This is a genomic window from Lentzea sp. NPDC004782, from assembly GCF_040609115.1.
Taxonomy (GTDB): domain Bacteria; phylum Actinomycetota; class Actinomycetes; order Mycobacteriales; family Pseudonocardiaceae; genus Lentzea.
The window spans coordinates 31418-54958 of sequence record NZ_JBEXJN010000023.1; the positions used below are offsets into that span (position 1 = coordinate 31418).

Annotated in this window: 22 protein-coding genes; 15 read left to right on the plus strand and 7 right to left on the minus strand. The window is 69.8% G+C overall.

Annotated elements, in window-relative coordinates; genetic code table 11:
• Nucleotides 1–66: 66 nt before the first annotated feature.
• From ABZV40_RS21890 to ABZV40_RS21905, 4 genes are all read left to right on the plus strand, one after another.
• Complete coding sequence (locus tag ABZV40_RS21890; protein ID WP_355444317.1) at nucleotides 67–774, plus strand: lysophospholipid acyltransferase family protein; 708 nt, start codon at nucleotides 67–69, stop codon at nucleotides 772–774.
• Nucleotides 775–779: 5 nt separating this feature from the next.
• Nucleotides 780–1790, plus strand: a complete 1011-nt coding sequence (locus ABZV40_RS21895; protein ID WP_355444320.1) for an NAD(P)H-dependent glycerol-3-phosphate dehydrogenase — start codon at nucleotides 780–782, stop codon at nucleotides 1788–1790.
• The gene (locus ABZV40_RS21900; protein WP_355444323.1) at nucleotides 1787–2854 is read left to right on the plus strand and encodes a cystathionine gamma-lyase; all 1068 of its coding nucleotides are present in this window, start codon (nucleotides 1787–1789) and stop codon (nucleotides 2852–2854) included. Before ABZV40_RS21895 ends, ABZV40_RS21900 begins: the two co-directional genes overlap by 4 nt.
• A gap of 118 nt (nucleotides 2855–2972) precedes the next feature.
• Entirely contained in the window at nucleotides 2973–3431 is a 459-nt protein-coding gene (locus ABZV40_RS21905; RefSeq protein ID WP_355444326.1) for a cysteine dioxygenase family protein, read from the plus strand.
• Here the strand turns inward: ABZV40_RS21905 and ABZV40_RS21910 are convergent.
• A complete protein-coding gene (locus ABZV40_RS21910; protein ID WP_355444329.1) occupies nucleotides 3412–4056 on the minus strand; it encodes a pyridoxamine 5'-phosphate oxidase family protein in 645 nt (214 codons plus the stop codon). The genes ABZV40_RS21905 and ABZV40_RS21910 overlap by 20 nt on opposite strands.
• 168 nt (nucleotides 4057–4224) lie before the next feature.
• On the opposite strand from ABZV40_RS21910, the gene ABZV40_RS21915 reads away from it, so the two are divergent.
• From ABZV40_RS21915 to ABZV40_RS21925, 3 genes are read left to right on the plus strand one after another with little or no spacing between them, the layout of a single operon-like run.
• Nucleotides 4225–5601: a PLP-dependent aminotransferase family protein gene (locus ABZV40_RS21915; protein ID WP_355444332.1), complete on the plus strand. Its 1377-nt coding sequence runs from the start codon at nucleotides 4225–4227 to the stop codon at nucleotides 5599–5601.
• Nucleotides 5585–6031: an N-acetyltransferase gene (locus ABZV40_RS21920; protein ID WP_355444335.1), complete on the plus strand. Its 447-nt coding sequence runs from the start codon at nucleotides 5585–5587 to the stop codon at nucleotides 6029–6031. Before ABZV40_RS21915 ends, ABZV40_RS21920 begins: the two co-directional genes overlap by 17 nt.
• A 45-nt stretch (nucleotides 6032–6076) precedes the next feature.
• Nucleotides 6077–7129 carry a D-alanine--D-alanine ligase family protein gene (locus ABZV40_RS21925; protein ID WP_355444338.1) on the plus strand — a complete coding sequence of 351 codons (1053 nt, stop codon included), beginning with the start codon at nucleotides 6077–6079 and terminating at the stop codon, nucleotides 7127–7129.
• 182 nt (nucleotides 7130–7311) lie between these two features.
• On the opposite strand, the gene ABZV40_RS21930 is transcribed toward ABZV40_RS21925, so the two are convergent.
• Nucleotides 7312–7875 carry a DUF3515 domain-containing protein gene (locus tag ABZV40_RS21930; protein WP_355444340.1) on the minus strand — a complete coding sequence of 188 codons (564 nt, stop codon included), beginning with the start codon at nucleotides 7873–7875 and terminating at the stop codon, nucleotides 7312–7314.
• A gap of 19 nt (nucleotides 7876–7894) precedes the next feature.
• Nucleotides 7895–8128, minus strand: coding sequence for an Lrp/AsnC ligand binding domain-containing protein (locus tag ABZV40_RS21935; protein WP_089925682.1), 234 nt, complete (start codon nucleotides 8126–8128; stop codon nucleotides 7895–7897).
• 97 nt (nucleotides 8129–8225) lie between these two features.
• Here ABZV40_RS21935 and ABZV40_RS21940 point away from each other — a divergent pair, with 97 nt between their 5' ends.
• Genes ABZV40_RS21940 through ABZV40_RS21960 form a run of 5 tightly spaced genes read left to right on the plus strand, consistent with a single transcriptional unit; the run spans nucleotide 8226 to nucleotide 12100 of the window.
• Nucleotides 8226–9194 (plus strand): thiamine-phosphate kinase, encoded by a 969-nt coding sequence (locus ABZV40_RS21940; RefSeq protein ID WP_355444344.1) that lies wholly within the window; start codon nucleotides 8226–8228, stop codon nucleotides 9192–9194.
• 10 nt (nucleotides 9195–9204) lie between these two features.
• Nucleotides 9205–9657, plus strand: a complete 453-nt coding sequence (locus ABZV40_RS21945) for a GNAT family N-acetyltransferase (RefSeq protein WP_355444347.1) — start codon at nucleotides 9205–9207, stop codon at nucleotides 9655–9657.
• 10 nt (nucleotides 9658–9667) lie between these two features.
• On the plus strand, nucleotides 9668–10189 hold the full coding sequence (locus ABZV40_RS21950) for a gamma carbonic anhydrase family protein (protein WP_355444350.1): 522 nt from the start codon (nucleotides 9668–9670) through the stop codon (nucleotides 10187–10189).
• 16 nt (nucleotides 10190–10205) lie between these two features.
• A complete protein-coding gene (locus ABZV40_RS21955) occupies nucleotides 10206–10880 on the plus strand; it encodes a uracil-DNA glycosylase (RefSeq protein WP_355444353.1) in 675 nt (224 codons plus the stop codon).
• A gap of 26 nt (nucleotides 10881–10906) precedes the next feature.
• On the plus strand, nucleotides 10907–12100 hold the full coding sequence (locus tag ABZV40_RS21960; protein WP_355444355.1) for an MFS transporter: 1194 nt from the start codon (nucleotides 10907–10909) through the stop codon (nucleotides 12098–12100).
• Here ABZV40_RS21960 and ABZV40_RS21965 read toward each other — a convergent pair.
• From ABZV40_RS21965 to rpmB, 3 genes are all read right to left on the minus strand, one after another.
• On the minus strand, nucleotides 12043–12924 hold the full coding sequence (locus tag ABZV40_RS21965) for an NAD-dependent epimerase/dehydratase family protein (protein WP_355444358.1): 882 nt from the start codon (nucleotides 12922–12924) through the stop codon (nucleotides 12043–12045). The genes ABZV40_RS21960 and ABZV40_RS21965 overlap by 58 nt on opposite strands.
• Nucleotides 12921–14051: a nucleotide disphospho-sugar-binding domain-containing protein gene (locus tag ABZV40_RS21970; protein ID WP_355444361.1), complete on the minus strand. Its 1131-nt coding sequence runs from the start codon at nucleotides 14049–14051 to the stop codon at nucleotides 12921–12923. Before ABZV40_RS21970 ends, ABZV40_RS21965 begins: the two co-directional genes overlap by 4 nt.
• A gap of 144 nt (nucleotides 14052–14195) precedes the next feature.
• Nucleotides 14196–14387 (minus strand): 50S ribosomal protein L28, encoded by a 192-nt coding sequence (gene rpmB / locus ABZV40_RS21975; RefSeq protein WP_030467945.1) that lies wholly within the window; start codon nucleotides 14385–14387, stop codon nucleotides 14196–14198.
• A 147-nt stretch (nucleotides 14388–14534) separates the two neighbouring features.
• Between rpmB and ABZV40_RS21980 the strand changes: the two genes are divergently transcribed.
• Together ABZV40_RS21980 and recG are read left to right on the plus strand one after the other, a co-directional pair.
• On the plus strand, nucleotides 14535–16145 hold the full coding sequence (locus tag ABZV40_RS21980; RefSeq protein ID WP_355444364.1) for a DAK2 domain-containing protein: 1611 nt from the start codon (nucleotides 14535–14537) through the stop codon (nucleotides 16143–16145).
• Nucleotides 16146–16160: 15 nt separating this feature from the next.
• Nucleotides 16161–18317: an ATP-dependent DNA helicase RecG gene (recG, locus tag ABZV40_RS21985; RefSeq protein WP_355444367.1), complete on the plus strand. Its 2157-nt coding sequence runs from the start codon at nucleotides 16161–16163 to the stop codon at nucleotides 18315–18317.
• A gap of 268 nt (nucleotides 18318–18585) precedes the next feature.
• On the opposite strand, the gene ABZV40_RS21990 is transcribed toward recG, so the two are convergent.
• Nucleotides 18586–19839, minus strand: coding sequence for a hypothetical protein (locus tag ABZV40_RS21990; protein WP_355444370.1), 1254 nt, complete (start codon nucleotides 19837–19839; stop codon nucleotides 18586–18588).
• Between the two features lie 317 nt (nucleotides 19840–20156).
• Between ABZV40_RS21990 and ABZV40_RS21995 the strand changes: the two genes are divergently transcribed.
• On the plus strand, nucleotides 20157–23534 hold the full coding sequence (locus tag ABZV40_RS21995) for a pyruvate carboxylase (RefSeq protein WP_355444373.1): 3378 nt from the start codon (nucleotides 20157–20159) through the stop codon (nucleotides 23532–23534).
• Nucleotides 23535–23541: the final 7 nt, after the last annotated feature.

Below are 23541 nucleotides of genomic sequence, written 5' to 3' on the forward strand. Positions count from 1 at the left end.
TCGTCATAGTCCACGATCTGCCGACTAATGTGCTCGTGGGTGCAGATCGAGCGGAGGAGAGGCCACGTGGCCAAACGGGAGAAGGGCGGCTTCTGGGTCGGGGTCGCCGCGGTGATCGTCTACCCGCTGTCGGGCCTGCTGGGCAGGCGGAAGTACCTGCACGGCGACCGCATCCCGCGCCGAGGATCGGCGCTGCTGGTCATGAACCACATCTCGCACCTCGACCCGATCTACGACGCGGTCTTCACGCACCGCAACGGCCGGGTGCCGCACTTCCTCGCCAAGCACAGCCTGTGGAACATCCCGTTCGCCGGCATGATCCTGCGCGGCACGAAGCAGATCCCGGTGTACCGCGGCACGTCGGACGCCCAGCAGAGCCTGCGGGCGGCGCACGAGGCGCTGGCGGACGGCCAGGTCGTGGTGATCTACCCCGAGGGCACGATCACCAAGGACCCCGAGAGCTGGCCGATGAACTCGCGCACCGGCGTGGCGCGGCTCGCGCTGCAGCACGACGGCCCGGTGATCCCGATCGCCCGCTGGGGCACGGTCGACATCTACGACCACTACAAGAAGCGGTTCCGGCCCTTCCCGCGCAAGACGGTCACCTACCTGGTCGGTGAACCGATCGACCTCTCCGAGTTCAGGGAGCGCGAGGAGTCGCTGACCGTGTTGCGCGAGGTCACCGACCTGCTGATGAACCGCGTGAAGGAGCTGCTGGCCGAGGTGCGCGGACAGCAGGCGCCGGAAGGCTTCTACGGACCGAGGAAGGCCTGAACACCATGGCGATCGAACGCGTTGCGGTGCTCGGCGCCGGTTCGTGGGGCACGACGTTCGCGAAGGTCATCGCGGACTCCGGTCCCGAGGTCGTGCTGTGGGCACGGCGGCAGGAGGTCGCCTCGGCGATCACCGAGACCCGCGTGAACACCGACTACCTGCCCGGCATCTCGTTGCCCGCCAACCTGACCGCGACGGCCGACGCGGCGAAGGCGCTGGACGGGGCGGACGCCGTCGTGCTGGCCGTGCCGTCGCAGACGTTGCGGGTCAACCTGTCGGCGTGGAAGGAGCTGCTGCCCGCCGGCGCGACCCTCGTGTCGCTGTCGAAGGGCGTCGAGCTCGGCACGTTGAAGCGGATGAGCGAGGTGATCCGCGAGGTCGCCGGCGTCGACGAGTCGCAGGTGGCCGTGGTGTCCGGGCCGAACCTGGCCAAGGAGATCGCGGTCGGGCAGCCGACGGCGACCGTCATCGCGTGCACCGACCACGACCGCGCGGTCGACCTGCAGCACGCGTGCTCCAACTCGTACTTCCGCCCGTACACCAACACCGACGTCGTCGGCTGCGAGCTGGGCGGGGCGTGCAAGAACGTCATCGCGCTGGCGTGCGGCATGGCGGCGGGCATGGGCTACGGCGACAACACGATGGCGTCGATCATCACGCGCGGTCTGGCCGAGACCGCGCGGCTGGGCGCGGCGCTGGGCGCGGACCCGCTGACGTTCGCCGGGCTGGCCGGGCTGGGCGACCTCGTGGCGACCTGCGCGTCGCCGTTGTCGCGCAACCGGTCCTTCGGTGAACGGCTCGGCAAGGGCGACACGCTCGCGCAGGCGCAGGAGGCCGCGCACGGTCAGGTCGCCGAGGGTGTGAAGTCGTGCTCGTCGATCCTGGAGCTGGCGCGGTTGCACGACGTCGACATGCCGATCACGGAAGGCGTGAACGGGGTCTGCCACGACGGGCTGAGCGTGCGGGACCTCGGTGCCGCGCTGCTGGGCCGCGACCGGAAGCACGAGCGCCAGTGACCCCCGAGTTCGGTGACGGCACGCGGGTCGTGCACGCGGTGCAGGGCGCGCCGGGCGAACCGTTCGGCGCGCAGCCGGTGTTCGCGTCGGCGTACCACCTCGGCGGCCAGGACCAGTACGGCCGTGCGGGCAACCCGACGTGGCGGTCGCTGGAAAGCGCGCTGGGATCGCTGGAGGGCGGGGAGTGCGTCGTCTTCCCGTCCGGGATGGCCGCGATCTCCACGCTGCTGCGGACCGTCCTGTCCACCGGGGACGCTCTGGTGCTCCCGTCGGACGGCTACTACCTGACTCGCGCGTTCGTGTCCGAAATGGACATCAACGTGGTCGAGGTGCCCACGGCCGGGCCGTATCCGTCGTTCGACGGCGTGAAACTGGTGCTGCTGGAGACGCCGTCGAACCCCGGCCTGGACGTGTGCGACATCGCGGAGCTGGCCGTGCGAGCGCATGCGGCCGGCGCGTTGCTGGCGGTGGACAACACGACCGCGACACCGTTGGGGCAACGGCCGCTGGAGCTCGGCGCGGACATCGTCGTGGCGTCGGACACCAAGGCGGTCGCCGGCCACAGCGACGTCCTCTTCGGACACGTGACGACGGCGTCCGCCGAGCTGGCGGCCAGGATCCGGGACGCGCGGACGTTGAACGGCGCCATTCCCGGCCCGTTCGAGTCGTGGCTCGTGTTGCGCGGCCTGGGAACGCTGGACCTGCGGCTCGCCAGGCAGGCGCAGAACGCGGCGGCGATCTGCACGTTGCTGCGCGGCCACGTCGAGAACCTGCGCTGGCCGGGCTCGGCGGAGGACCCGTCGTACCTCGTTGCGGCGCAGCAGATGCGGCGGTTCAACGGCGTGCTGACGTTCGAGCTGCCGGATGCGGCGGCCGTCGAGAGGTTCCTGTCGCGGTCGAAGCTGGTGTCGGCGGCGACGTCGTTCGGCGGCCTGCACTCCACGGCCGACCGGCGCGCCCAGTTCGGCGACCCGGTGCCCGAGGGCCTGGTGCGTTTCTCGGCCGGGTGCGAGGACACCCGCGACCTGGTCGCGGACGTGTCCCACGCCTTGGGACTGGATTGACGGAGGGTCCCGGTTCCGGGACCCTCTGCCTCATGTCCTTCAACACGTGTTGCTGTTGTACCTGGCGATAGTCCCGCGTCCTCTTTTCGCGCACTCGCCTGGTTAGGACTTCTCCTCGATGTTCGCCGTTCCTGAGAACAGCGTCGTTCTGCCGGAAAACTCCGCACTGCTGCACCCCGTTCGGGTGGCTTTGGCGTGGGCGGCCGACCGCGACCGCTGGAAGCACCTGCTCCGCTACGACCCGGAGGAGCGCTTCTCGGCGTTGGTCGACAAGACCGACGACCAGGAGATCTGGCTGATGAGCTGGCTCCCCGGTCAGACGGCCTCGCTGCACGACCACGCCACGACCTCCGGCGCGTTCACCGTGGTCAGCGGCCTGCTGACCGAGGTGGTGACGACCCGGATCCAGGTCGTGCACTCGCTGCACGCCGGTCAGTCACGTGTGTGGGGGCCCGGTTACGTGCACCAGGTGCGCAACGACGGCGTGGACCCGGCCGTGTCGATCCACGTCTACCGTCACGGCACACGCGCCATGACCCCGTACCGCTTCGACCCGGTCAACGGCCCCGTGCGCTGACGTGCGGCGGTACCGGCTTGTCCGTCTCGTGCGGCACCGGCGCGCCCCACGTCGTGATGAGCGGCATGTGCCCTGCCCACACGAGGTTGGCTTCGAGGTCCGACGGCTCCTCGCCCGGCCCGCCCTCGCGCACCTTGACGCTGGCCTCGGTCAGGTCGATCTCCACCGCGGCCGTCTGCGCCAGCTCCTTCTTGGACGGGCTGCGCGCGTAGTCCCAGCTGCCGGGCGTGACGTGCTCGACGATGGTGCGCAGGGCGTGCTCGGGGTCCTCGGCGATCTTCGCGGTGCCGTGGATGATCGCCGACCGGTAGTTCATCGAGTGGTGGAACACCGACCGCGAGTACACGACACCGTCCACGAGCGTCACGGCGACGCAAACCTGCTTGCCTTCGAGCATGCTCCTGATGGACCGTGAGCCCGTCGACCCGTGCAGGAAGATGCGGTTGCCGTCCCGCCCGTACGCGGTGGGGATGAGGAACGGCGCCCCGTCGACCTCCACGGCGAGGTGGCAGACCAGGCCGGCGTCGAGGATGTCGTAGAGCACCTGGCGGTCCTGGACGGCTCGCTTCTTGCCGCGGACGACGGTGCTGCGCGGCGTGGGGGAGAGCTGCAGGTCAGTGGTCATGCTTCTACTGTGCGCGGCGAAGTGGCATCATTGAAGCGCCATTTTCAACCGATTTGAGAAGGCCACTTTCGTCTTCGGCTCTGCTGGGAGTGTCGGTGCCGTCTGGGAGAATTAGAACAAGGGGTCCCCTTCGCCGGGGGACGCCTGCGTCAGCGTGGGAGGCCGCCCGTGGCTGAGACCGCGCTTCCCGTGGCGCTGGACCGCGAGTCCGCAGAACCGCTCGCCGTCCAGCTGGCGGACGCCCTGCGCTCCGCCGCGTCCGAGGGACGGCTTCGCGCGGGCGACCGTTTGCCGTCCACTCGCGCGTTGGCCGAGTCGCTCGGTGTCTCGCGCACGGTCACCGCCGCCGCCTACGACCAGTTGCACGCGGAAGGCTGGATCGCCGGCCGTCACGGCTCCGGCACCTACGTCACCACGACCCCACCCGGCCCGTTGCGCAAACGTTCGCGCAAAGCGGTCGTCCCGGCCATCACCGACTTCGTCGACCTCGGCACCGGCGCGCCGTGGGCAGGCGGCCTCGACCGCGCGGCCTGGCGCCGGGCGTGGCGTGCCGCGGCGGACGCGCCACCGCTGTCGCGTCCCGAACGCGCGGGTCTGCCCGAGTACCGCGAGGCCATCGCCGAGCACCTGCTGCGCCACCGCGGCCTGGCCGTGAACGCCGAACCCGTCCTGGCCACCGGCGGCACCACCGCCGTACTCACCGAGATCGCGGTGGCCGTGCTGCAGCGCGGTGACGCCGTGGCCGTGGAGGAACCCGGTTACCAACGGGCGGTGGGCGTCTTCCGCACGGCCGGGCTGAGGGTCGTCCAGGCGGCGGTCGACGCGGAAGGCCTGCTGCCGGACGCGGTTCCGGCAGGGGTAAAGGCCGTCTACTGCTCGCCGGCCCACCAGTACCCGCTGGGCGGCCGCATGTCGGCCGGGCGCCGGGTGGCGTTGGTCGAACGCGCGCGCCGCGACGGTTGGCTGGTCATCGAGGACGACTACGACGGCGAGCTGCGTTATGACGTGGCACCGCTGCCGTCACTGGCCGCGCTGGCCCCGGACGTCGTCGTCCACCTCGGCACCACGAGCAAGATCCTCACCCCGACCCTGGGTGCGGGCTGGATGGTCGCGCCGGAGCACATCGCGACCACGATCCTCGAACACCGCGACCTGACCGGCACCAGTCCGGCGGCCGCGGGCCAGCGGGTCGTCGTCGAGCTGGCCCGCACCGGCGACCTCGGCCGCCACCTGCGCAAGCTGCGACGGGAGCTGTCCGAGCGCCGCGCGTTGATCGTCGACACGTTCGCGGCGGCGGGCATCCGGATGATCGGCGACGACGCGGGCGCGCACGTCGTCGTGCTGCTGCCGAACCTCGACCGGGAACGGGAGGTCATGCGGCTCGCGCTGGAGCGCGGCCTGCGGGTGGACGGCCTGGCGAGGCACTACGTCAACCGTCCCAAGTTCCACGGTCTCGCGATCGGCTACAGCGCGTGCTCGCGAGAACAGCTGGTCAACGCACTGCCCGTCCTCACGGAGTTGCTCACCGATGACCTTCGTTCCTGACGGTTTCGAGATCCCCCGAGGCCTGACCACCGCGTCGTTCCGCCTCGAACCCCTCGGCCCGCAGCACAACGAGCGGGACCACCGGGCGTGGACGGCCAGCATCGACCACATCCGGTCGACGCCGGGTTTCGAGACCTGGACCTGGCCGCCGGCGGAGGGCATGTCGCTCGACCGCAACCTGGCTGATCTGCACAGGCACGCGAACGACTTCGCCCAGCGCACCGGGTTCACCTATTCGGTGCTCGACGGGGAAGAGGTGGTCGGCTGCGTGTACATCTATCCGGCGCGTGACGACCACACGGTGGCGGACGTGCATTCCTGGGTGCGTGCCGACCGCGCTGACCTGGACAAGCCGCTGCACGACGCGGTTTCCGCCTGGCTGGTGAACGACTGGCCCTTCCCCGAGATCCGCTACGCGCCGAGGCCGTGAACTGCCCGATGGGCACAATCGCCCAAACGGGTAGGGTCGGGCCCCATGACGCAGCGCAAGACGAGGGTGGCCGTGGTGTTCGGCGGCCGCAGCTCCGAGCACGAGGTCTCCTGCCAGTCCGCCAAGAGCGTCCTGCCCCACCTGGACGCGGACCGCTTCGAGGTGGTGCCCGTCGGCATCACGCCGCAGGGCCAGTGGACGCTCGGCACGGACCCGAACGCGCTGGAAGCGGGCACGGGCAACCTCCCCACGCTGCGCAACCGCACCGACCTCGCCGCGATCGAGCCCGGCCAGGCGCTGCAGGACGTCGACGTCGTCTTCCCGCTGCTGCACGGCGCGTGGGGTGAGGACGGCACCATCCAGGGCCTGCTCGAACTCGGCGGCGTCCCGTACGTCGGCCCCGGCGTGTTCGCCAGCGCCGCCGCCATGGACAAGATCTTCGCCAAGAAGATCCTTCAGGCGGAAGGCCTGCCGGTCGGCAGGTTCGTGGCGCTGGACCGGTCCGCCACGACCCTGACGCTGGACGAGCGCGAGCACCTCGGCCTGCCGGTGTTCGTGAAGCCGTCGCGCGCCGGGTCGTCCGTCGGCATCTCCAAGATCTCCGACTGGGCCGACCTGGACGCCGCGATCTTCGAGGCGCGCCGGCACGACCCGAAGGTCATCGTCGAGGCCGCCGTGCCGAACGTGCGCGAGATCGAGCTCGCCGTGCTGGAGTTCCCGGACGGCCGCGTCGAGGCGTCCCTGCCCGCCGAGCTGCGCGCGGTCAGCGCGGACGTCGAGTGGTACGACTTCAACGCCAAGTACGTCGACGACTCCTACGAGGCCGACATCCCGGCGAAGCTCGACGACGACATCACCGCACAACTGCGCGAGATGGCCGTCACGGCGTTCAAGGCGCTCGACTGCCAGGGTCTGTCCAGGGTGGACTTCTTCCTCACCGAGCAGAACGAGCTGATCATCAACGAGCTCAACACCATGCCGGGCTTCACGCCGATCTCCATGTACCCCAAGGCGTGGGCGGCGACCGGGATCGACTTCACCACGTTGCTGACCACGTTGATCGAGACGGCGATCGCGCGCGGTTCAGGCCTGCGTTGAGGCTGCTGGCGTCTTCGCTTCGTGGACGCCGGCGTGGTAGCGCACAGCCGAGGGCCCGGCAGCTCTAGTTGATCTTTATGAAGGGCTCCTTCATCCACGTGAGGTGGATGAAGGAGCCCTTCATGCAGGTCAACACACCCTTGGCGGCGACTGGATCAAGAATTGGTGGTACTTGCAGATGCCTAAGGCGCGGTCTTGACCGGCTGCTTCGGCAGGAGGTCGCGCACCGTCGTGGAGATGTCCTGCAACGGTCCGGTGCCCGCGTCGTCGGGCACCGTCAGCGCCACGTACACGCCGCGGTCCACGATCACCCACGTCGAGCTGCCGGAACCGGGCAGCTGCAGCCACTGCACGTCGGAGATCACCCGCAGCTGGGAGGTCGGCGAGAGCTCGGCGGGCCGGGGCAGACCGCAGCGCAGAACCACCGGATCGTGTTTGGCGTCACCCCACGCCACCGCGGCGGTTGGCGCCGGCGAGGCGATCTCCCTGCGCGGCAGCATGTCCTTCCCGGACGGCAGCCCGACGGGCAGCTTCTCGACCAGGGAAGCGCATTCCGGTGCACCCGCTGACGGTGCGTCGATCGAGACCAGCGCGAGAGGGCCCGTGCGGCCGGGCACGTCCTCGGTCTGGTTGCCCGTGCCCAGCACCAGACCGAGCGCGGCGACACCGATGGCGAGCAGCACGGCGAGTCCGACCGCCGCGAGCAGCGGCCGGGACAGCGCCGATGTGGATTCCTGCTGAGTCACCCAGTTATGACAACACGAGCTAGAGATGCACGACCGGGCAGGTCAACGTACGAGTGATGCCCTCGACGTTCTGGATGCGCGCGACCACCAGCTGGCCGAGCTGGTCGACGGTGTCGGCCTCCGCCCGGACGATGACGTCGTACGGACCGGTGACGTCCTCCGCGGTGGCGACTCCGGCGATCCCGGAGATCTCGGAGGCGACTGCAGCGGCCTTGCCGACCTCGGTCTGGATGAGGATGTATGCATGCACCACGGCGTGCCCCTTCGTCGCGACAGGTTGGGTCGAGGTAGGAACGTGTCACGCAACGTACCCCAGTTGGGGTTCCGAATGCTCAGATTGGGAGGCAACTTTGCGTCCGGAGCCGCCGCGCGACGCGGAGACGGTCGCCGAAGTGGGTGAGTTCCATCTCATCCACCGGGTGACGACCGGTCGGGCGCAACCCGAGACGACCATCCTCGGTCCCGGTGACGACGCGGCCGTGGTGGCCGTTCCGGACGGTCGGGTCGTCGCCTCCATGGACGTGCTGGTCGAGGGTGTCCACTTCAGACTCGACTGGTCCACACCCGAGCAGGTGGGCCGAAAAGCGGCCGCGGTGAACCTCGCCGACGTCGTCGCCATGGGGGCGCTGCCGTCCGGTCTGCTCGTCGGGATCGCGTGCCCGGCGGACACGCCCGCGGCCACGATCCAGGGGATCATGTCGGGCCTGTGGGAGGAGGCGGCCAAGGCCGGCGCGGGCGTCGTCGGCGGTGACATGGTCAGCTCCGCCACACTGGTGATCTCGATCACCGCGATGGGGGACATGAACGGACTTGAGCCGGTCACGCGGTCCGGCGCGCTCGTCGGCGACGTCGTGGCGGTGACCGGACGGCTCGGCTGGGCGGCCGCGGGACTGGCCGTGCTCGGCCGCGGGTTCCGCTCGCCGGTCGGCATCGTCAACGCCCAGCGCACCCCGGAGCCGCCGTACGAGGAGGGGCCCAAGGCGGCGGAGGCCGGTGCCACGTCGATGATCGACGTCTCGGACGGTCTGCTGCAGGACCTCGGCCACATCGCGGACTCGTCGGGCGTCGCGATCGACATCCGCACCGACCTGCTGCCGTTGCACCCGCGCCTGCTGGACGTGGCGTCGGCGCTCGGCGGTGACGCGCGGCACTGGGCGTTGACCGGAGGCGAGGACCACGCCCTCGCGGCGACGTTCCCGGGACCGAAGGCGGTGCCGGAGGGCTGGACGACGATCGGCACGGTCCGCGCCGGTGAAGGCGTGACGGTCGACGGCAGGACGTACGAAAAACCCCCTGGCTGGGAGCATTGGCGCGCGTAAACTGGTCGATGTGGAACTATGCACGCGAGCGTATGACCATCCGGACTCGGTCAAGCTGATCGCCGACCTGCAGCAGGTCTTCGTCGAGCGCTACGGCGACGAGGACATCACTCCGGTCGACCCGGCGCAGTTCGCCGCGCCACTCGGCTACTTCGTCGTCGGCTACCTCGACGGCGTGCCCGTCGCGTGCGGTGGCTGGCGCGCGCACTCCGAGGACGGCGCAGCCGAGATCAAGCGCATGTACGTCGCGGAATCGCTGCGCGGCCGTGGGCTTTCGCGGCTGGTTCTCGCGAACCTGGAGGACACCGCGCGCGAGGCCGGCCATCGGCGAATGGTGCTGGAAACCGGCATGCGTCAGCCCGAGGCGATCGGCCTGTACCTCTCCAGCGGCTACAAGCGGATCGAGAACTTCGGCGTCTACCGCGACCACCCGGAGAGCCGCTGCTTCGGGAAGCCGTTGTAGGTTCGGGCGCATGGCCATCTATGCGTTGGGGGAGTACACGCCGCAGATCCACCCGGACGCGTACGTGCACCCGGATGCGACGGTGATCGGCGACGTGCGCATCGGCGCGTTCTCGTCGGTGTGGCCTCAAGCGGTGCTGCGCGGCGACTACGGCCGCATCGTCGTCGACGAGCGCACGTCGATCCAGGACGGCACGGTGATCCACTGCACCGAGGTCCACCCGGTGCACATCGGTTCGTCGTGCGTCATCGGCCACAACGTGCACATCGAAGGCGCGACCATCGCGGACGACTGCCTGATCGCGTCAGGTTCGGTGGTGCTCAACGGCTCCATCGTCGAGAAGGGCGCGATCGTCGGCGCCGGCGCGGTGGTCTCGTTCGACGGCCATGTTCGCGAACGCACGATGGTTCTTGGAGTTCCGGCCCGCGAGCGTGCTGGACATGTTGTGCCAGAACGGGCCTGGGCGTTCATCGTCGAGAAATATGTGCAGAACATCGGTTTGTACCGGGAGAAGCTGCGCCGTTTGGATTGAGATAGGGTTCACAGCCGTGGCTCGTCCCCTCAACGAAGTTGTCGAAGCCGGCTGGGCTGAAGCTCTCGCCCCCGTTGCCGACCAGATCGCCGCCATGGGTGAGTTCCTGCGCGCGGAGGTCGCCGCCGGCCGCACCTACCTCCCCTCCGGCGAGAACGTGCTGCGCGCTTTCAAGCAGCCGTTCCACCAGGTGAAGGTGCTCATCGTCGGGCAGGACCCGTACCCGACGCCCGGCCACGCGGTCGGCCTGTCGTTCTCCGTCGCCCCCGACGTGCGGCCGATCCCGAAGTCGCTGGTCAACATCTACAAGGAGTACGCGGAGGACCTCGGTCACCCGCTGCCCTCCAACGGCGACCTGACCCCGTGGGCCGAGCGCGGCGTGCTGCTGCTCAACAGGGCGCTGACCGTGCAGCCCGGCAAGGCCAACTCCCACCAGGGCAAGGGCTGGGAGGCCGTGACCGAGCAGGCGATCAAGGCGCTGGCGGCGCGTGACGCACCGTTGGTCTCGATCCTGTGGGGCCGCAACGCGCGCAACCTGCGCCCGTTGCTCGAACCGTTGCCCTGCATCGAGTCCGCGCACCCGTCGCCGCTTTCCGCGCACGCCGGGTTCTTCGGCTCGAAGCCGTTCAGCCGCGCCAACGAGCTGCTGGAGAAGCAGGGCGCGGAGCCGATCGACTGGAAGCTGCCGTAGTTCGGCGAGCTGGACGTGACCTCTGGTTGACGGCCGCGGGAGCGGCCGTCTCCGAGTTCGGCAACGCGTTGTCGTTGCTCGTGCTGCTGTTCTGGGCGACGCCGATCAGCTCGCTGCTGGTGGCCGCGATCCTGGTGGCCGAACTGCTGCCGCTCGTGCTCGGCGCGCCGCTGGCCGGTGCCCTCGTCGACCGGCTGCCCAACCGCCGCCTGCTGATCATCGCGTTGCTGTGCCAAGGCGCCGCTATCACGGCCATCGCGCCCCTGATGGGCCGGCCGGTGTTCGTCGTGGCGCTGGTGTTCCTGTCCGGCTGCGGTCGTGCGGTCGCCCAGCCCGCGATCTCGGCCCTGGTCCCGCACATCGCGGGCGAGGAAGAGTCGACCCGCGGCTATGCGTGGCTGGGCACCGCGCGCAGTGCCGGCAACATCGCGGGCGCCACCGGTGGCATGGTGCTCGCCGGGATCTTCGGGCACCCCGCCGCGATGCTGATCGACGGCGGCACGTTCCTCGGCTACGCGGCGCTGCTGGCGTTCGTGCGGTCGGAACGCGGGCCGTCGGGCGGGCACGAGACGCGGCCGAGCGCACTCGCGGGCATCCGGCACGTCCGGCGGGATCCCGTGCTGTTCGCGGCGATCATCGGGCTGGCGTTCTTCGTCGGCGCGACTGTGGTGATCAACGTGGCGGACCCCGCGTTCGTCCGGTTCGTGCTGCACGGTGACGAGTTCGTGCTCGGCGCGCTGCAGACGTGCTGGATGGTCGGGATCATCGTCGGCAACCGGCTGGCCGCGCGGTTGCGGACCGTCGCCCAGGTCGCCTGCTCGCTGGCCGTCTCCGGTGTCACGACCGGGATCGCGGTGTTGATTCCGGCGACGTTGCCGTACGTCGTGACCGCCGGGACCGGCTGGTTGATCGGCGGTGTGTGCAACGGCGTCATCAACGTCACCATGAACGCCCTTGTCCGGCTGCGCACGCCCGAGGAGATACGCGGCCGGGCGTTCGCCGCGGTCGGGTCGATGGTCACCGGCGCGAACCTGCTCGGGACCGCGGCGGCAGGGGTGTTGTTGCTGGTCATGGGGCCGCAGACGGTGTTCGCGCTCGGTGGCGCGGGCGCGCTGCTCAGCGGTGCGGCCTGCCTGGTGTTCGTGGTGCGGGCGCTGCGCCGTCAGGCCGCCAACGGCGGCATCGACCGGTACCAGGACACGGTTTCGCGGAGCCCCTGACGCAACGGCCGCGGGCTCACCAGCTCGTACATCCGCGTCGTGTCCAACGGTCGCGGTGCGGCGCCGGTCGGTTTGGTGAGATCGAGCCGCACCCGTTCCGGTGCGTCCAGGAGCGCGCAGAGGGTGCGAGCCAGGTCGAGGATCGAGATCGTTTCGCGCGTCGCGACGGTCAGCACGTCCTCGGTGTTCTGGGCGACCATCTGCAGGATCGCCGCGACGACGTCGCGCACGTGCACGAACGACCGCGTCTGTGAACCGTCGCCCCAGATCTCGATCTCCTGGCCGGAGGTGATCCGGCTGATCATCGCGGGGATCACCCGGTGGACCCGGTCGCGCGGGCCGTAGACGTTCGACGGGCGCGGCAGGAAGATCCGCATGCCGTACTGCTTGCGGTACTGCTCGGCCAGCAGTTCGACCACTGACTTCGAGAGCGCGTAACCGTTGTCCGACTCCACCGATGCCTCGGCGGAGCTCACCAGGACGACGTTTTCGACGCCGCAGTCACGCGCGCAGTTCAGCACGTTCGAGCCGATGCGCAGGTTGGTGTCGAAGATGAGGGCGGTGTTGTCGCGCTTGAACGCGGCGTTGCCGTCCATCGCCGCCGTGTGGATCACTGTGTGGGCGTTGGGTGCCGCGTAGCGCAGCACCGCCCGGAGCTCGTTCTCGTCACGCAGGTCGAGCGGGAACGTCTGGAGGTTCGGCGCGGTGAGCGGTGGTGGGTCCGTGCGGTACAAGGCGATCACGCGGGTGTCGGTGCTCAGCAGCGTTTCCACCACGTGCGAGCCGATGAAACCACCTGCGCCGGTCACCACGACTGTCTTCACGACTGCGCCTCCACTAGGGCGGTGAGGGAGGAGACGACGGCTGCGGGTGGCGGCAGTGCCCGCATCTCGTCGCGGATCTTCTCCGCGGCCACGCGCGGTGCCGGGTCGCCCAGCAGCCGTTGCACGTGGTCGCGGACGGACTCCGCGGTGATGTCGTCTCCGACGAGTTTGGCGGCGGCGCCGACGGCTTCCGCCCGGTCCGCGTGGCGGTGCTGGTCGCACATCTGCGGCAACGCGAGCTGCGGCAGGCCCGCGTGCAGCGAGGTCATGGTCGTGCCCGACCCGCCGTGGTGCACCACGGCGTCACACACCTTCAGCACCTGGTTGAGAGGAACCCAGTCCACGACGCGGGTGTTCGCGGGCACGGTGCCGGGATCGAGCGCCCCGCCGCCCGTGATGACCAACACCTCCGCGTTGATCTTCTCGAGTCCGCGGAGCACCGTGCGCAGCACGCGGTCGTGCTCTCCGCCGGGGACTGGCACGCTGCCGAGCGTCACGCAGATCCTCGGCCCGGTGCGCGGGTCGAACAGCCACGAGGGGAGAACGCCGGAGCCGTTGTAGGCGGTGTAGGCCATCGGCAGGCCCGACGGCGCGTCCGGGTACTGCAGCGCGGGCGGGCAGACGTCCACTTCGAGTGCCGGGTCGTCGGGGAACCCATGTTCACGGTGCACCGGTGCGAGCGTCTCGGCTTCGGCCGGTGCGAGCTCCGCCGGCAGCGCGACACCCCAGGTGTGCCGGACGAGCGGAACACCGAGTCGTGCGGCGGCGATCGGTCCCGCGTACTCCCATGGCGTGTGCATCACGGCATCCGGGCGCCATCTCTCGGCCAGGCCGATCACGTTGGAGACCGTGAAACGGGTGATTTTCGCGTAATGCTCGGTGACGTGCTCGATCAGAGCTTCGGTCACATTTCCGGAATAGAGGGCGTGATTCGAGTTCGCGAAGACTTCCCGGATCGACACCGGTCCCACCGCTGCGGCCTGGAGGCCGGTGGTGGCTCCCACCTGGGCGAACTGGTCCGGCAACGCGAGCAGCACGTCATGCCCGGCGTTGGTCAACGCCCAGCTCAGTGGAATAAGCGGATACAGATGCCCAAAACCGGGGCAGCTGGTCACCAGGACTCGCACGTGGTCAAACGTAAGTCAAACTTCGTGACAGTTTCAACATCGTCTTGATTGGCGAGTCAACTACATGTCTCGTATGGATGTTCCGGAAAAACAGAAGAGCCCGGCCGAAGCCGGGCTCTTCTGGGTTCTGCTCTGTGGCGGTGATCAGCCGCGCACGACCTTGCCTGCCTTCAGGCAGGAGGTGCACACGTTGATCCGCTGGCGCTGCGAGGCCGAGACCTTCGCGCGCACAGACTGGATGTTCGGGTTCCAGCGGCGGTTCGTCTTCCGCTGGGAGTGCGAAACCGAATGGCCGAAGCCCGGCCCCTTGCCACAGACGTCGCACACGGCAGCCACGTCAGCCACTCCTTCAGGTTCCTCAAGCGGGTGTCTCGCGTCCCGGTGGGCGCGCAAGCGTGCACAAGCCTCAACCGGGCACGGCAACCCAATCAGGGTAGCCGGTGGCCTCACCCGCGACCAAACCGGGTGGATACTCTCGCCGCCATGCAGGTCATGGATGCGGTCGCGGTGCGCAGGTGGGCGGACGCGTGCGTGCGGTCGTTGGACGCCAACCGGGAGTCGATCGACCAGATCAACGTCTTTCCCGTACCCGATGGTGACACGGGCACCAACCTGCTGCACACGATGCAGTCGGCGCTGGACGCGCTGCTGCGTTCGCCCATCTCCACGGTCGGTGACGCGTTGTCCGCGTTGGCCAGGGGCGCGCTCGCCGGGGCGCGCGGGAACTCCGGCGTGATCCTCTCGCAGGTGCTCAGGGGACTGGCGGAATCCGTGCAGGAGGTCTCGGTCGTCACCGGGTCCGCGCTGCGCAAGGCCCTGCAGCGCTCGGACGAGCTCGCCACCGCTGCGGTGTCCAAGCCGGTTCCCGGCACCGTGCTGTCCGTGCTGCACGCCGCTGCCGAGGCCGCGCGCGACTGCTCGTCAGACGAGCTCGACGAGGTGGTGATGGCGGCCGCGCGCGCGGGTGCCGTGGCGTTGGCCGACACGCCTCGACAACTCGCGGTGCTGGCCAAGGCCGGGGTGGTCGACGCCGGTGGGCGCGGTCTCGTTGTGCTGTTGGACACACTGGCCGCGGTGATCACCGGTCAGGCCGTGGAAACCCCGGTGGACGCGCCACTGCTGCCGCGCACACCCGAGTCGCTGACGACCGAGCGCGAGAGCGGCTCCTCTGAGTTCGAGTACGAGGTCATGTACCTGCTCGACAGCACCTCGGAGGAGGAGGCTCTTGAGCTGCGCGCGTCGTTGAACCTGCTCGGCGACTGCGTGTCGGTCGTCGGTGACGGCGCTTCACTGTGGACCGTGCACGTGCACTGCAACGACATCGGCGCGGCCATCGAGGCGGGTGTGCGCGCTGGGCGTCCACACCGGATCACGGTGGCGCGGTTCGCCGACCAGATCGCCGCGCAGGCGTCGCGGTTCGTGCGCGACCGGGCGATCGTGGTGGTCGTGAGCGGTGCCGTGGACCTGTTCCGCGCGGAGGGCGCCACGGTGTTCGACCTTGCCTCTTCTTCTGCCACACCCACGGACTTGTTGTCGGCCATCGTGTCGACGCGCGCGCGTCACGTGGCGGTTCTGCCGGGCGATCCGGACATCCGCGAGGCTTTGGACGAAGCCGTGGCGTACGCACAGGCCGCAGGGCAGGACGTAGTAGTCGTGCCAACGTTCTCACCCGTGCAGGCCCTCGCCGCCTTGGCCGTCCACGACTCCTCACGGCGTGCCGGTGACGATGTTGTCGCCATGGCCGAAGCCGCGGCCGCAACGCGGCGCGGTGAGCTGTCGATCGCCGCCGACGAAGCCATCACCTGGGTCGGCCGCTGCCAGCCCGGCGACCTGCTGGGCATGCTGGACGGCGAGGTCGTGCTGATCGAGCCCGGTCCCTCGTCGCCGGAGTCGGTGCTGGACCTGTCCTGCCGCCTGGTCGACCGCATGCTGACCGGTGGCGGTGAGCTGGTGACGGTGATCCTGGGCGCCGACGCCCCGGACGGCCTCGCCGACGTGGTGGAGGACCATCTGCGGGTCACCCATCCGGAGGTCGAGGTGACGGCCTATCCGGGCGGCCAGCCCGACACGGTCATTTTTGTCGGTGTCGAGTAGTTCAATGGGGACACGATGATCTCCTTCGACGACAAGCTGCAGCCGTTGCTCGGCAAGAAGACCGCCGACGCACTGGAGACCGGCCTCGGCCTCACGACGGTCGGCGACCTGCTGCGCCACTACCCGCGCCGCTACGACGAACGCGGGAAGCTGACCGACATCAGGTCCCTGGAAATCGACGAGCACGTCACCGTCCAGGCCGAGGTCCGCAAGTGCACCAAGCGGCGCATGAAGGCCAGGCACGGCCACATGACCGAAGCGGTGATCACGGACGGCACGTCCGAACTGCACCTGGTCTTCTTCGGCAAGGTGGCGTTCGTGGCGGAGCAGGAGCTCCTGCCCGGCACGCGGGCCCTGTTCGCCGGCAAGGTCGGCCGCTACCGGCAGAACCTGCAGCTGGTGCACCCGGCGTTCGAGATCCTCACCCCCGAGCAGGACGGATCGTCGTTCCTGCAGGCGTTCCTGCCCGTCTACCCGGCGTCGCAGCACATCAACACCTGGAACATCGCCAACTGCGTCAAGCAGCTGCTGGAGATCTGGGACGGCGTGCCCAACGACCCGCTGCCCGACGACTTCCGCGCCGAGCACGGTCTGATCGGCCTGGAGGAGGCGCTGCGGGCCATCCACCGCCCGGAGAGCTGGGCCCAGATCGCCGTGGCGCAGCAACGGCTGAAGTGGGACGAGGCGCTGGCCGTGCAGCTGACGCTGGCCCAGCGCCGCAAGGCCTCCACGGCCCGTCCCGCGCCGTCGTGCGCGCGCCGGTCCGGCGGCATCCTCGACGCCTTCGACGCGCGGCTGCCGTTCAAGCTGACCGCCGGCCAGGTCGCGGTAGGTGAGCAGATCGCCTCCGACCTGGCTTCGGTCGTGCCGATGAACCGCCTGCTGCAGGGGGAGGTCGGTAGTGGGAAGACCATGGTCGCGTTGCGAGCCATGTTGCAGGCCGTCGACGCGGGCCGTCAGTCCGCGATGCTCGCGCCCACGGAAGTCCTTGCGGCACAACACGCCCGCTCGTTGCAGGAGATGCTCGGCGACCTCGCCCAAGCGGGCCAGCTCGGCGGCGCGGAGAACGCGACGCGCGTGACGCTGCTGACGGGCTCGATGAACACGGCCCAGCGCCGCCAGGCGTTGCTCGACATCGTGACCGGCGAGGCGGGCATCGTCGTCGGCACGCACGCGATCATCCAGGACAAGGTGGAGTTCCACTCGCTGGGCCTCGTCGTCGTCGACGAGCAACACCGCTTCGGCGTGGAGCAACGTGCCGCGCTGTCGGCCCGCGGCGCCGTCGAGAACCCGCACGTCCTGGTGATGACCGCGACCCCGATCCCGCGCACGGTCGCCATGACCGTCTACGGCGACCTGGAAGTCTCGGCCCTGCGCGAACTCCCCGGCGGCCGCTCGCCGATCAAGACCTCGGTCGTCCCCGTCCGAGAGAAACCGGCCTGGCTGGACCGGGCGTTCGCCCGCGTCCGCGAGGAGGTGGCCGCCGGCCACCAGGCCTACTTCGTCTGCCCGCGCATCGGTGACGAGGAACCCGCGAAGTCGGACGACGAGGACAAGCGCCCGGCGCTGTCCGTGATCGACGTGGCGAACATGCTGGTGCAGGGCCCGTTGCGCGGCCTCCGCGTGGAAATCCTGCACGGCCGCATGCCCCCCGACGAGAAGGACGCGGTGATGCGCGCCTTCGCGGCGAACGAGGTCCAGGTCCTCGTCGCCACCACGGTCATCGAGGTGGGCGTCAACGTCCCGAACGCCACCGTCATGGCCATCATGGACGCCGACCGCTTCGGCGTCTCCCAGCTCCACCAGCTCCGCGGCCGCGTGGGCCGAGGCAGCGCCCCCGGCCTCTGCCTGCTCGTCACCGAGATGCCGGAGATGACCGCCACGATGGAACGCCTCCGCGCGGTCGAGTCCACTCTGGACGGTTTCGAACTGGCCCAGCTCGACCTCGAGCTCCGCCGCGAGGGCGACATCCTCGGCGCCGCCCAGTCAGGCCGCCGCTCGGCGCTCAAGATGCTGTCCTTGCTGCGCGACGAGGACATCATCGCCGACGCCCGCACGGCAGCCCAGCAGTTCGTGGACGCCGACCCGGACCTGGAGAAGCACCCCGGCCTGGCGGGCATGGTGGCCACGCTGCTGACGGAGGAACGGGCGGACTTCCTGGAGAAGACCTAGCCGCCTTCCGCTCCGCAGCATTTGGACCGGTGCCGCGGATTTGGCGCAGCCGGGACGCCGACCAGACGTGGGAGTACCTGTCGGAGTGCGGCACAGACTGGGTGACCCCGGCTGGTACGAGGTGCCCGCGCCGGTCGCACACGACGACCACTGCCAGAACGACCGCCCCGCCGGGGCGCTGATCGGGCTCGCCGACGTGGCGGGCGGCAGGCGTCACACGGGCTGGGCCACGTGCAGCCTGCCGCCGTTCCTTCCGAACGACCTGAGCTCAGTTCTGCCGCGGCTTCGGCAGCTGCTCGGTCTTGGGCTCGCCGGTCTCCTCGGCGGCGGGCGCGTCCTCCAGCGGCTTCAGCACCGACATCGCCGCCTCGACCGCGGCCTGCGCGGCGTGGAACTGCTTCGCGAGGTTGTCGTGCGCCGCCCGCAGTGAGGCCTCCCGGTCGGCCGCGGCGGCCGCGCGCTGGTCGGACCGGGCCACGGCGGCCGCCGACTTCTCCTCGGCCTCGCGGACCAGAGCCGACGTCCTGGCTTCGGCATCCCGAACCAACGTGGTGGCCTTCTCGTCGGCCTCCCGCACGGTGTTCGCGGCCTTCTTCTCGGCCTCGGCGACGGTCGTCGTGGCCTTCTCGGAGGCTTCGCGCAGGGTGGTCGCCGCTTTCTCCTCCGCCGCGTTGACCAGGGCGGTCGCCTGCGCGGTCGCGTCGGCGGTGGTCTTCTCCGCGCGGGCCAGCGACTCGGCCTCCAGCTCGGCGATCGCCTTCTCGGCCTCCGCCTGCTTGGTCTTGAGCGCGTCGTCGAGCTTCTGCATCGCCTCGACGCGGGTGGCCTCGGCCTCGGCGGCGATCCGCTCGGCCTCGGCCTGCGCGTCCGCGAGCACCTTCTTGTGCTCGGCGGTCAGCGTCGCCTTGAGGCCGTCGTACTCCTTGTCCAGCTCGTCGTGGTACGCCTTGTACTTGGCGTCGAGCTCCACGCGGCGGGCGTCCAGGTCGGCCGACTTCTTGTCGAACTCGGCGGCCACGCGCTCTGCTTCCGCGCGCACCTCGGCGACCAGGGCCTCGTGCTCGGCGACGAGCTTCGTGCGCAGCGCCTCGTGCTCGGCCTCCAGCTCGGCCCTGCGCTCGCCGAACTGCTTCTCGAGCTCGGTCGTGCGCTGCTGGTGGGCGACTTCCAGCTGCTTGCGGCGGGCCTCGGTCTCCGCGAGCAGGCGGTTGTGCTGCTCGCGCTGGTCGGCCGCCCACTTCTCGGCCTCGGCGCGCGTGGCGGCCGCCTTGTCGAGGGCGTCCTTGCGGATGTCCGCGATCTCTTCCTCGGCGAGCGACATCATCACGCGAACACGCTCGGTGACGTTCGACGCGCTGACGGGGCTGTTGGCGAGGTTCGACAGCTGCATCTTGGTCTTGTCGAGCTCGGCGCGCGTCGCGTTGAGCACCTTGGTGAGCTCCGCGACCTGCGCGGCCGCGGCGTCTCTGGCGCGGTTCGAGTTCTTGAGGTCGAACTCCAGCCGGGTGACTCGTTCGTTCACCTGTCGCTGGTTGTAACCACGGAGGACAACGTCGAAATGCGGTGTGCGGGCAGTAGGCTGCCCGGCTCCATCAGCCCCGGCCATATGGCTCACCCTACCGAGATGGTTATCAAGATCGTCACTCGATCTGGTTAATCCCACTACCGGCCGCAGTCTGACCGGGTGGTGGGTATCAACCTAGCTTCCAAACCGCGAGAATCCTCACGAGCAAGACCGATCACGATGACACCCATCACGTGAGACAGTCCTCCCAACAGGCAAGAGTCGCACGGTAACGTGCCCGAACTGACCGTCGAGTAACTCCGGGAGGGCTACGGATGTTCCGCAAGGTTCTTGTCGCCAACCGCGGCGAGATCGCGATTCGCGCGTTCCGAGCCGCCTACGAACTGGGCGCGGGAACGGTCGCCGTTTTCCCTCATGAAGACCGCAACTCGCTGCACCGGTTGAAGGCGGACGAGGCCTACGAGATCGGCGAGCCCGGACATCCCGTCCGCGCCTACCTGTCCGTCGACGAGATCATCAAGGCTGCCCGCAAGGCCGGCGCCGACGCGATCTACCCGGGCTACGGCTTCCTGTCCGAGAACCCGGAGCTCGCGATGGCGTGCCGGGAGGCCGGCCTCACGTTCATCGGCCCCGTCGCCGAGGTGCTGGAGCTGACGGGCAACAAGGCGCGCGCGATCGCCGCCGCCCGCGAGGCCGGGCTGCCGGTGCTGGAGTCGAGCGCGCCCTCGTCGGACATCGACGAGCTGCTCGAAGCGTCGAAGTCGATGCGCTTCCCCGTGTTCGTCAAAGCCGTCGCCGGTGGTGGTGGCCGGGGCATGCGCAAGGTCGACGACCCGGCCGCGCTGCGCGAGGCTCTCGAAGCCGCGTCGCGCGAGGCCGAGTCGGCGTTCGGCGACCCGACCGTGTTCCTCGAGCAGGCCGTGGTCGAGCCGCGTCACATCGAGGTGCAGATCCTCGCCGACGGCCAGGGCAACGTGATCCACCTCTTCGAGCGCGACTGCTCCGTGCAGCGGCGCCACCAGAAGGTCATCGAGATCGCGCCCGCGCCGAACCTCGACCCCGAGCTGCGCGACCGCATCTGCAACGACGCCGTGAAGTTCGCGCGCCACATCGGCTACCGCAACGCGGGCACCGTCGAGTTCCTGCTCGACCCGCAGGGCCACTACGTCTTCATCGAGATGAACCCGCGCATCCAGGTCGAGCACACGGTCACCGAAGAAGTGACCGACGTCGACCTCGTGCAGTCGCAGATGCGCATCGCCGCCGGTGAGACGCTCGAAGACCTGGGCCTCTCGCAGGACACCGTGCAGCTGCGCGGCGCGGCGCTGCAGTGCCGCATCACCACGGAGGACCCGGCCAACGGGTTCCGCCCGGACACCGGCACGATCAGCGCCTACCGCTCGCCCGGTGGTTCCGGCATCCGCCTCGACGGCGGCACGGCGGGCGCGGGCATGGCCATCAGCCCGCACTTCGACTCGATGCTCGTGAAGCTCACGTGCCGCGGGCGCACCTTCGCCCTCGCCGTCGCGCGTGCGCGCCGGGCGATCGCGGAGTTCCGCATCCGCGGCGTGTCCACGAACATCCCGTTCATCCAGGCCGTGCTGGACGACCCGGACTTCTACGAGGGCCGCGTCACCACGTCGTTCATCGAGAAGCGCCCGCACCTGCTGACCGCGCGCCACTCGGCCGACCGCGGCACGCGCCTGCTGACCTACCTCGCCGACGTCACGGTCAACCACCCGAACGGCACCCGTCCGACCGCGGTGGACCCGCGCGAGAAGCTGCCGATCGTCGACCTGAACGCCGAACCGCCCGCCGGTTCCAAGCAGAAGCTGGTCGAGCTCGGCCCCGAGGGCTTCGCGCGGTGGCTGCGGGAGAGCAGGGCCGTCGGCGTCACGGACACGACGTTCCGCGACGCGCACCAGTCGCTGCTCGCGACCCGAGTACGCACCAAGGACCTGCTCGCCGTCGCGCCGCACGTCGCGCGCATGACGCCCGAGCTGCTCTCGCTGGAGTGCTGGGGCGGCGCGACCTACGACGTGGCGCTGCGGTTCCTCGCCGAGGACCCGTGGGAGCGTCTCGCCGCGCTGCGCGAGGCCGTGCCGAACATCAACCTGCAGATGCTGCTGCGCGGCCGCAACACGGTCGGCTACACGCCGTACCCGGAGGCGGTCACCAAGGCGTTCGTGCAGGAGGCGACGAACACCGGCATCGACATCTTCCGGATCTTCGACGCGCTGAACGACGTCGAGCAGATGCGCCCGGCGATCGAGGCCGTGCGCGAGACCGGGACGGCGGTCGCCGAGGTCGCGCTCTGCTACACGAGCGACCTGTCCGACCCGGACGAGCGTCTGTACACACTGGACTACTACCTGAAGCTGGCCGAGCAGATCGTCGGCGCGGGCGCCCACGTGCTGGCCGTGAAGGACATGGCGGGCCTGCTGCGCGCCCCCGCCGCGGCGCGCCTGATCTCGGCGCTGCGCAAGGAGTTCGACCTTCCGGTCCACCTCCACACGCACGACACCGCGGGTGGCCAGCTCGCGACCTACCTGGCCGCGATCCAGGCGGGCGTGGACGCGATCGACGGCGCGACCGCGTCGATGGCGGGCACGACGTCGCAGCCGCCGCTGTCGTCGATCGTGGCGCTGACCGACCACACCGAGCACGCCACGGGCCTGAACCTGCAGAACGTGTGCGACCTCGAGCCGTACTGGGAGGCCGTGCGCAAGATCTACGCGCCGTTCGAGTCCGGCATCCCCGGCCCGACCGGACGCGTCTACCACCACGAGATCCCCGGTGGTCAGCTCTCGAACCTGCGCACCCAGGCCGTCGCACTGGGCCTGGGCGAGAAGTTCGAGGAGATCGAGTCCATGTACGCGGCGGCCGACCGGATGCTCGGTCACCTGGTGAAGGTGACGCCGTCGTCCAAGGTCGTCGGCGACCTCGCGCTGCACCTCGTGGGCGCGGGCGTCTCGCCCGCCGACTTCGAGGCCGACCCCGGCAAGTACGACATCCCGGCCTCGGTGATCGGCTTCCTGCACGGCGAGCTGGGCGACCCGCCCGGCGGCTGGCCGGAGCCGTTCCGGTCGAAGGCCCTGGCGGGCCGCCCGGCCCCGAAGCCGATCGAGGAGCTCTCGCCGGAGGACGAGGCCGGCCTCGTCGACTCACGGCGGGCGACGCTGAACCGGCTGCTGTTCCCTGCGCCCACGAAGGAGTTCCTGGCTCACCGCGAGGCCTACGGTGACACGTCGGTGTTGCGCTCCAAGGACTTCTTCTACGGCCTGCGCCCCGGCGAGGAGTACTCCGTCGACCTGGAGCCGGGTGTGCGGCTCCTGATCGGCCTGGAGGCGATCTCCGAGGCGGACGCGCGCGGCATCCGCACGGTCATGGCAACCCTGAACGGCCAGCTGCGCCCGATCCAGGTCCGCGACCGTTCGGTGGCGGCCGACATCCCGGCCGCCGAGAAGGCCGACCGCGGCAACCCGAACCACGTCGCGGCGCCGTTCGCGGGCGTGGTGACGGCGGCGGTGGCCGAGGGCGACTCGGTCGAGGCCGGCCAGACGGTCGCGACGATCGAGGCCATGAAGATGGAGGCGGCGATCACCGCCCCGAAGGCGGGCCGCGTGCGGCGCCTGGCGTTGCGCGGAGCCCAGCAGGTCGAGGGCGGCGACCTGTTGATCATCCTGGAGTAGTCCTGGT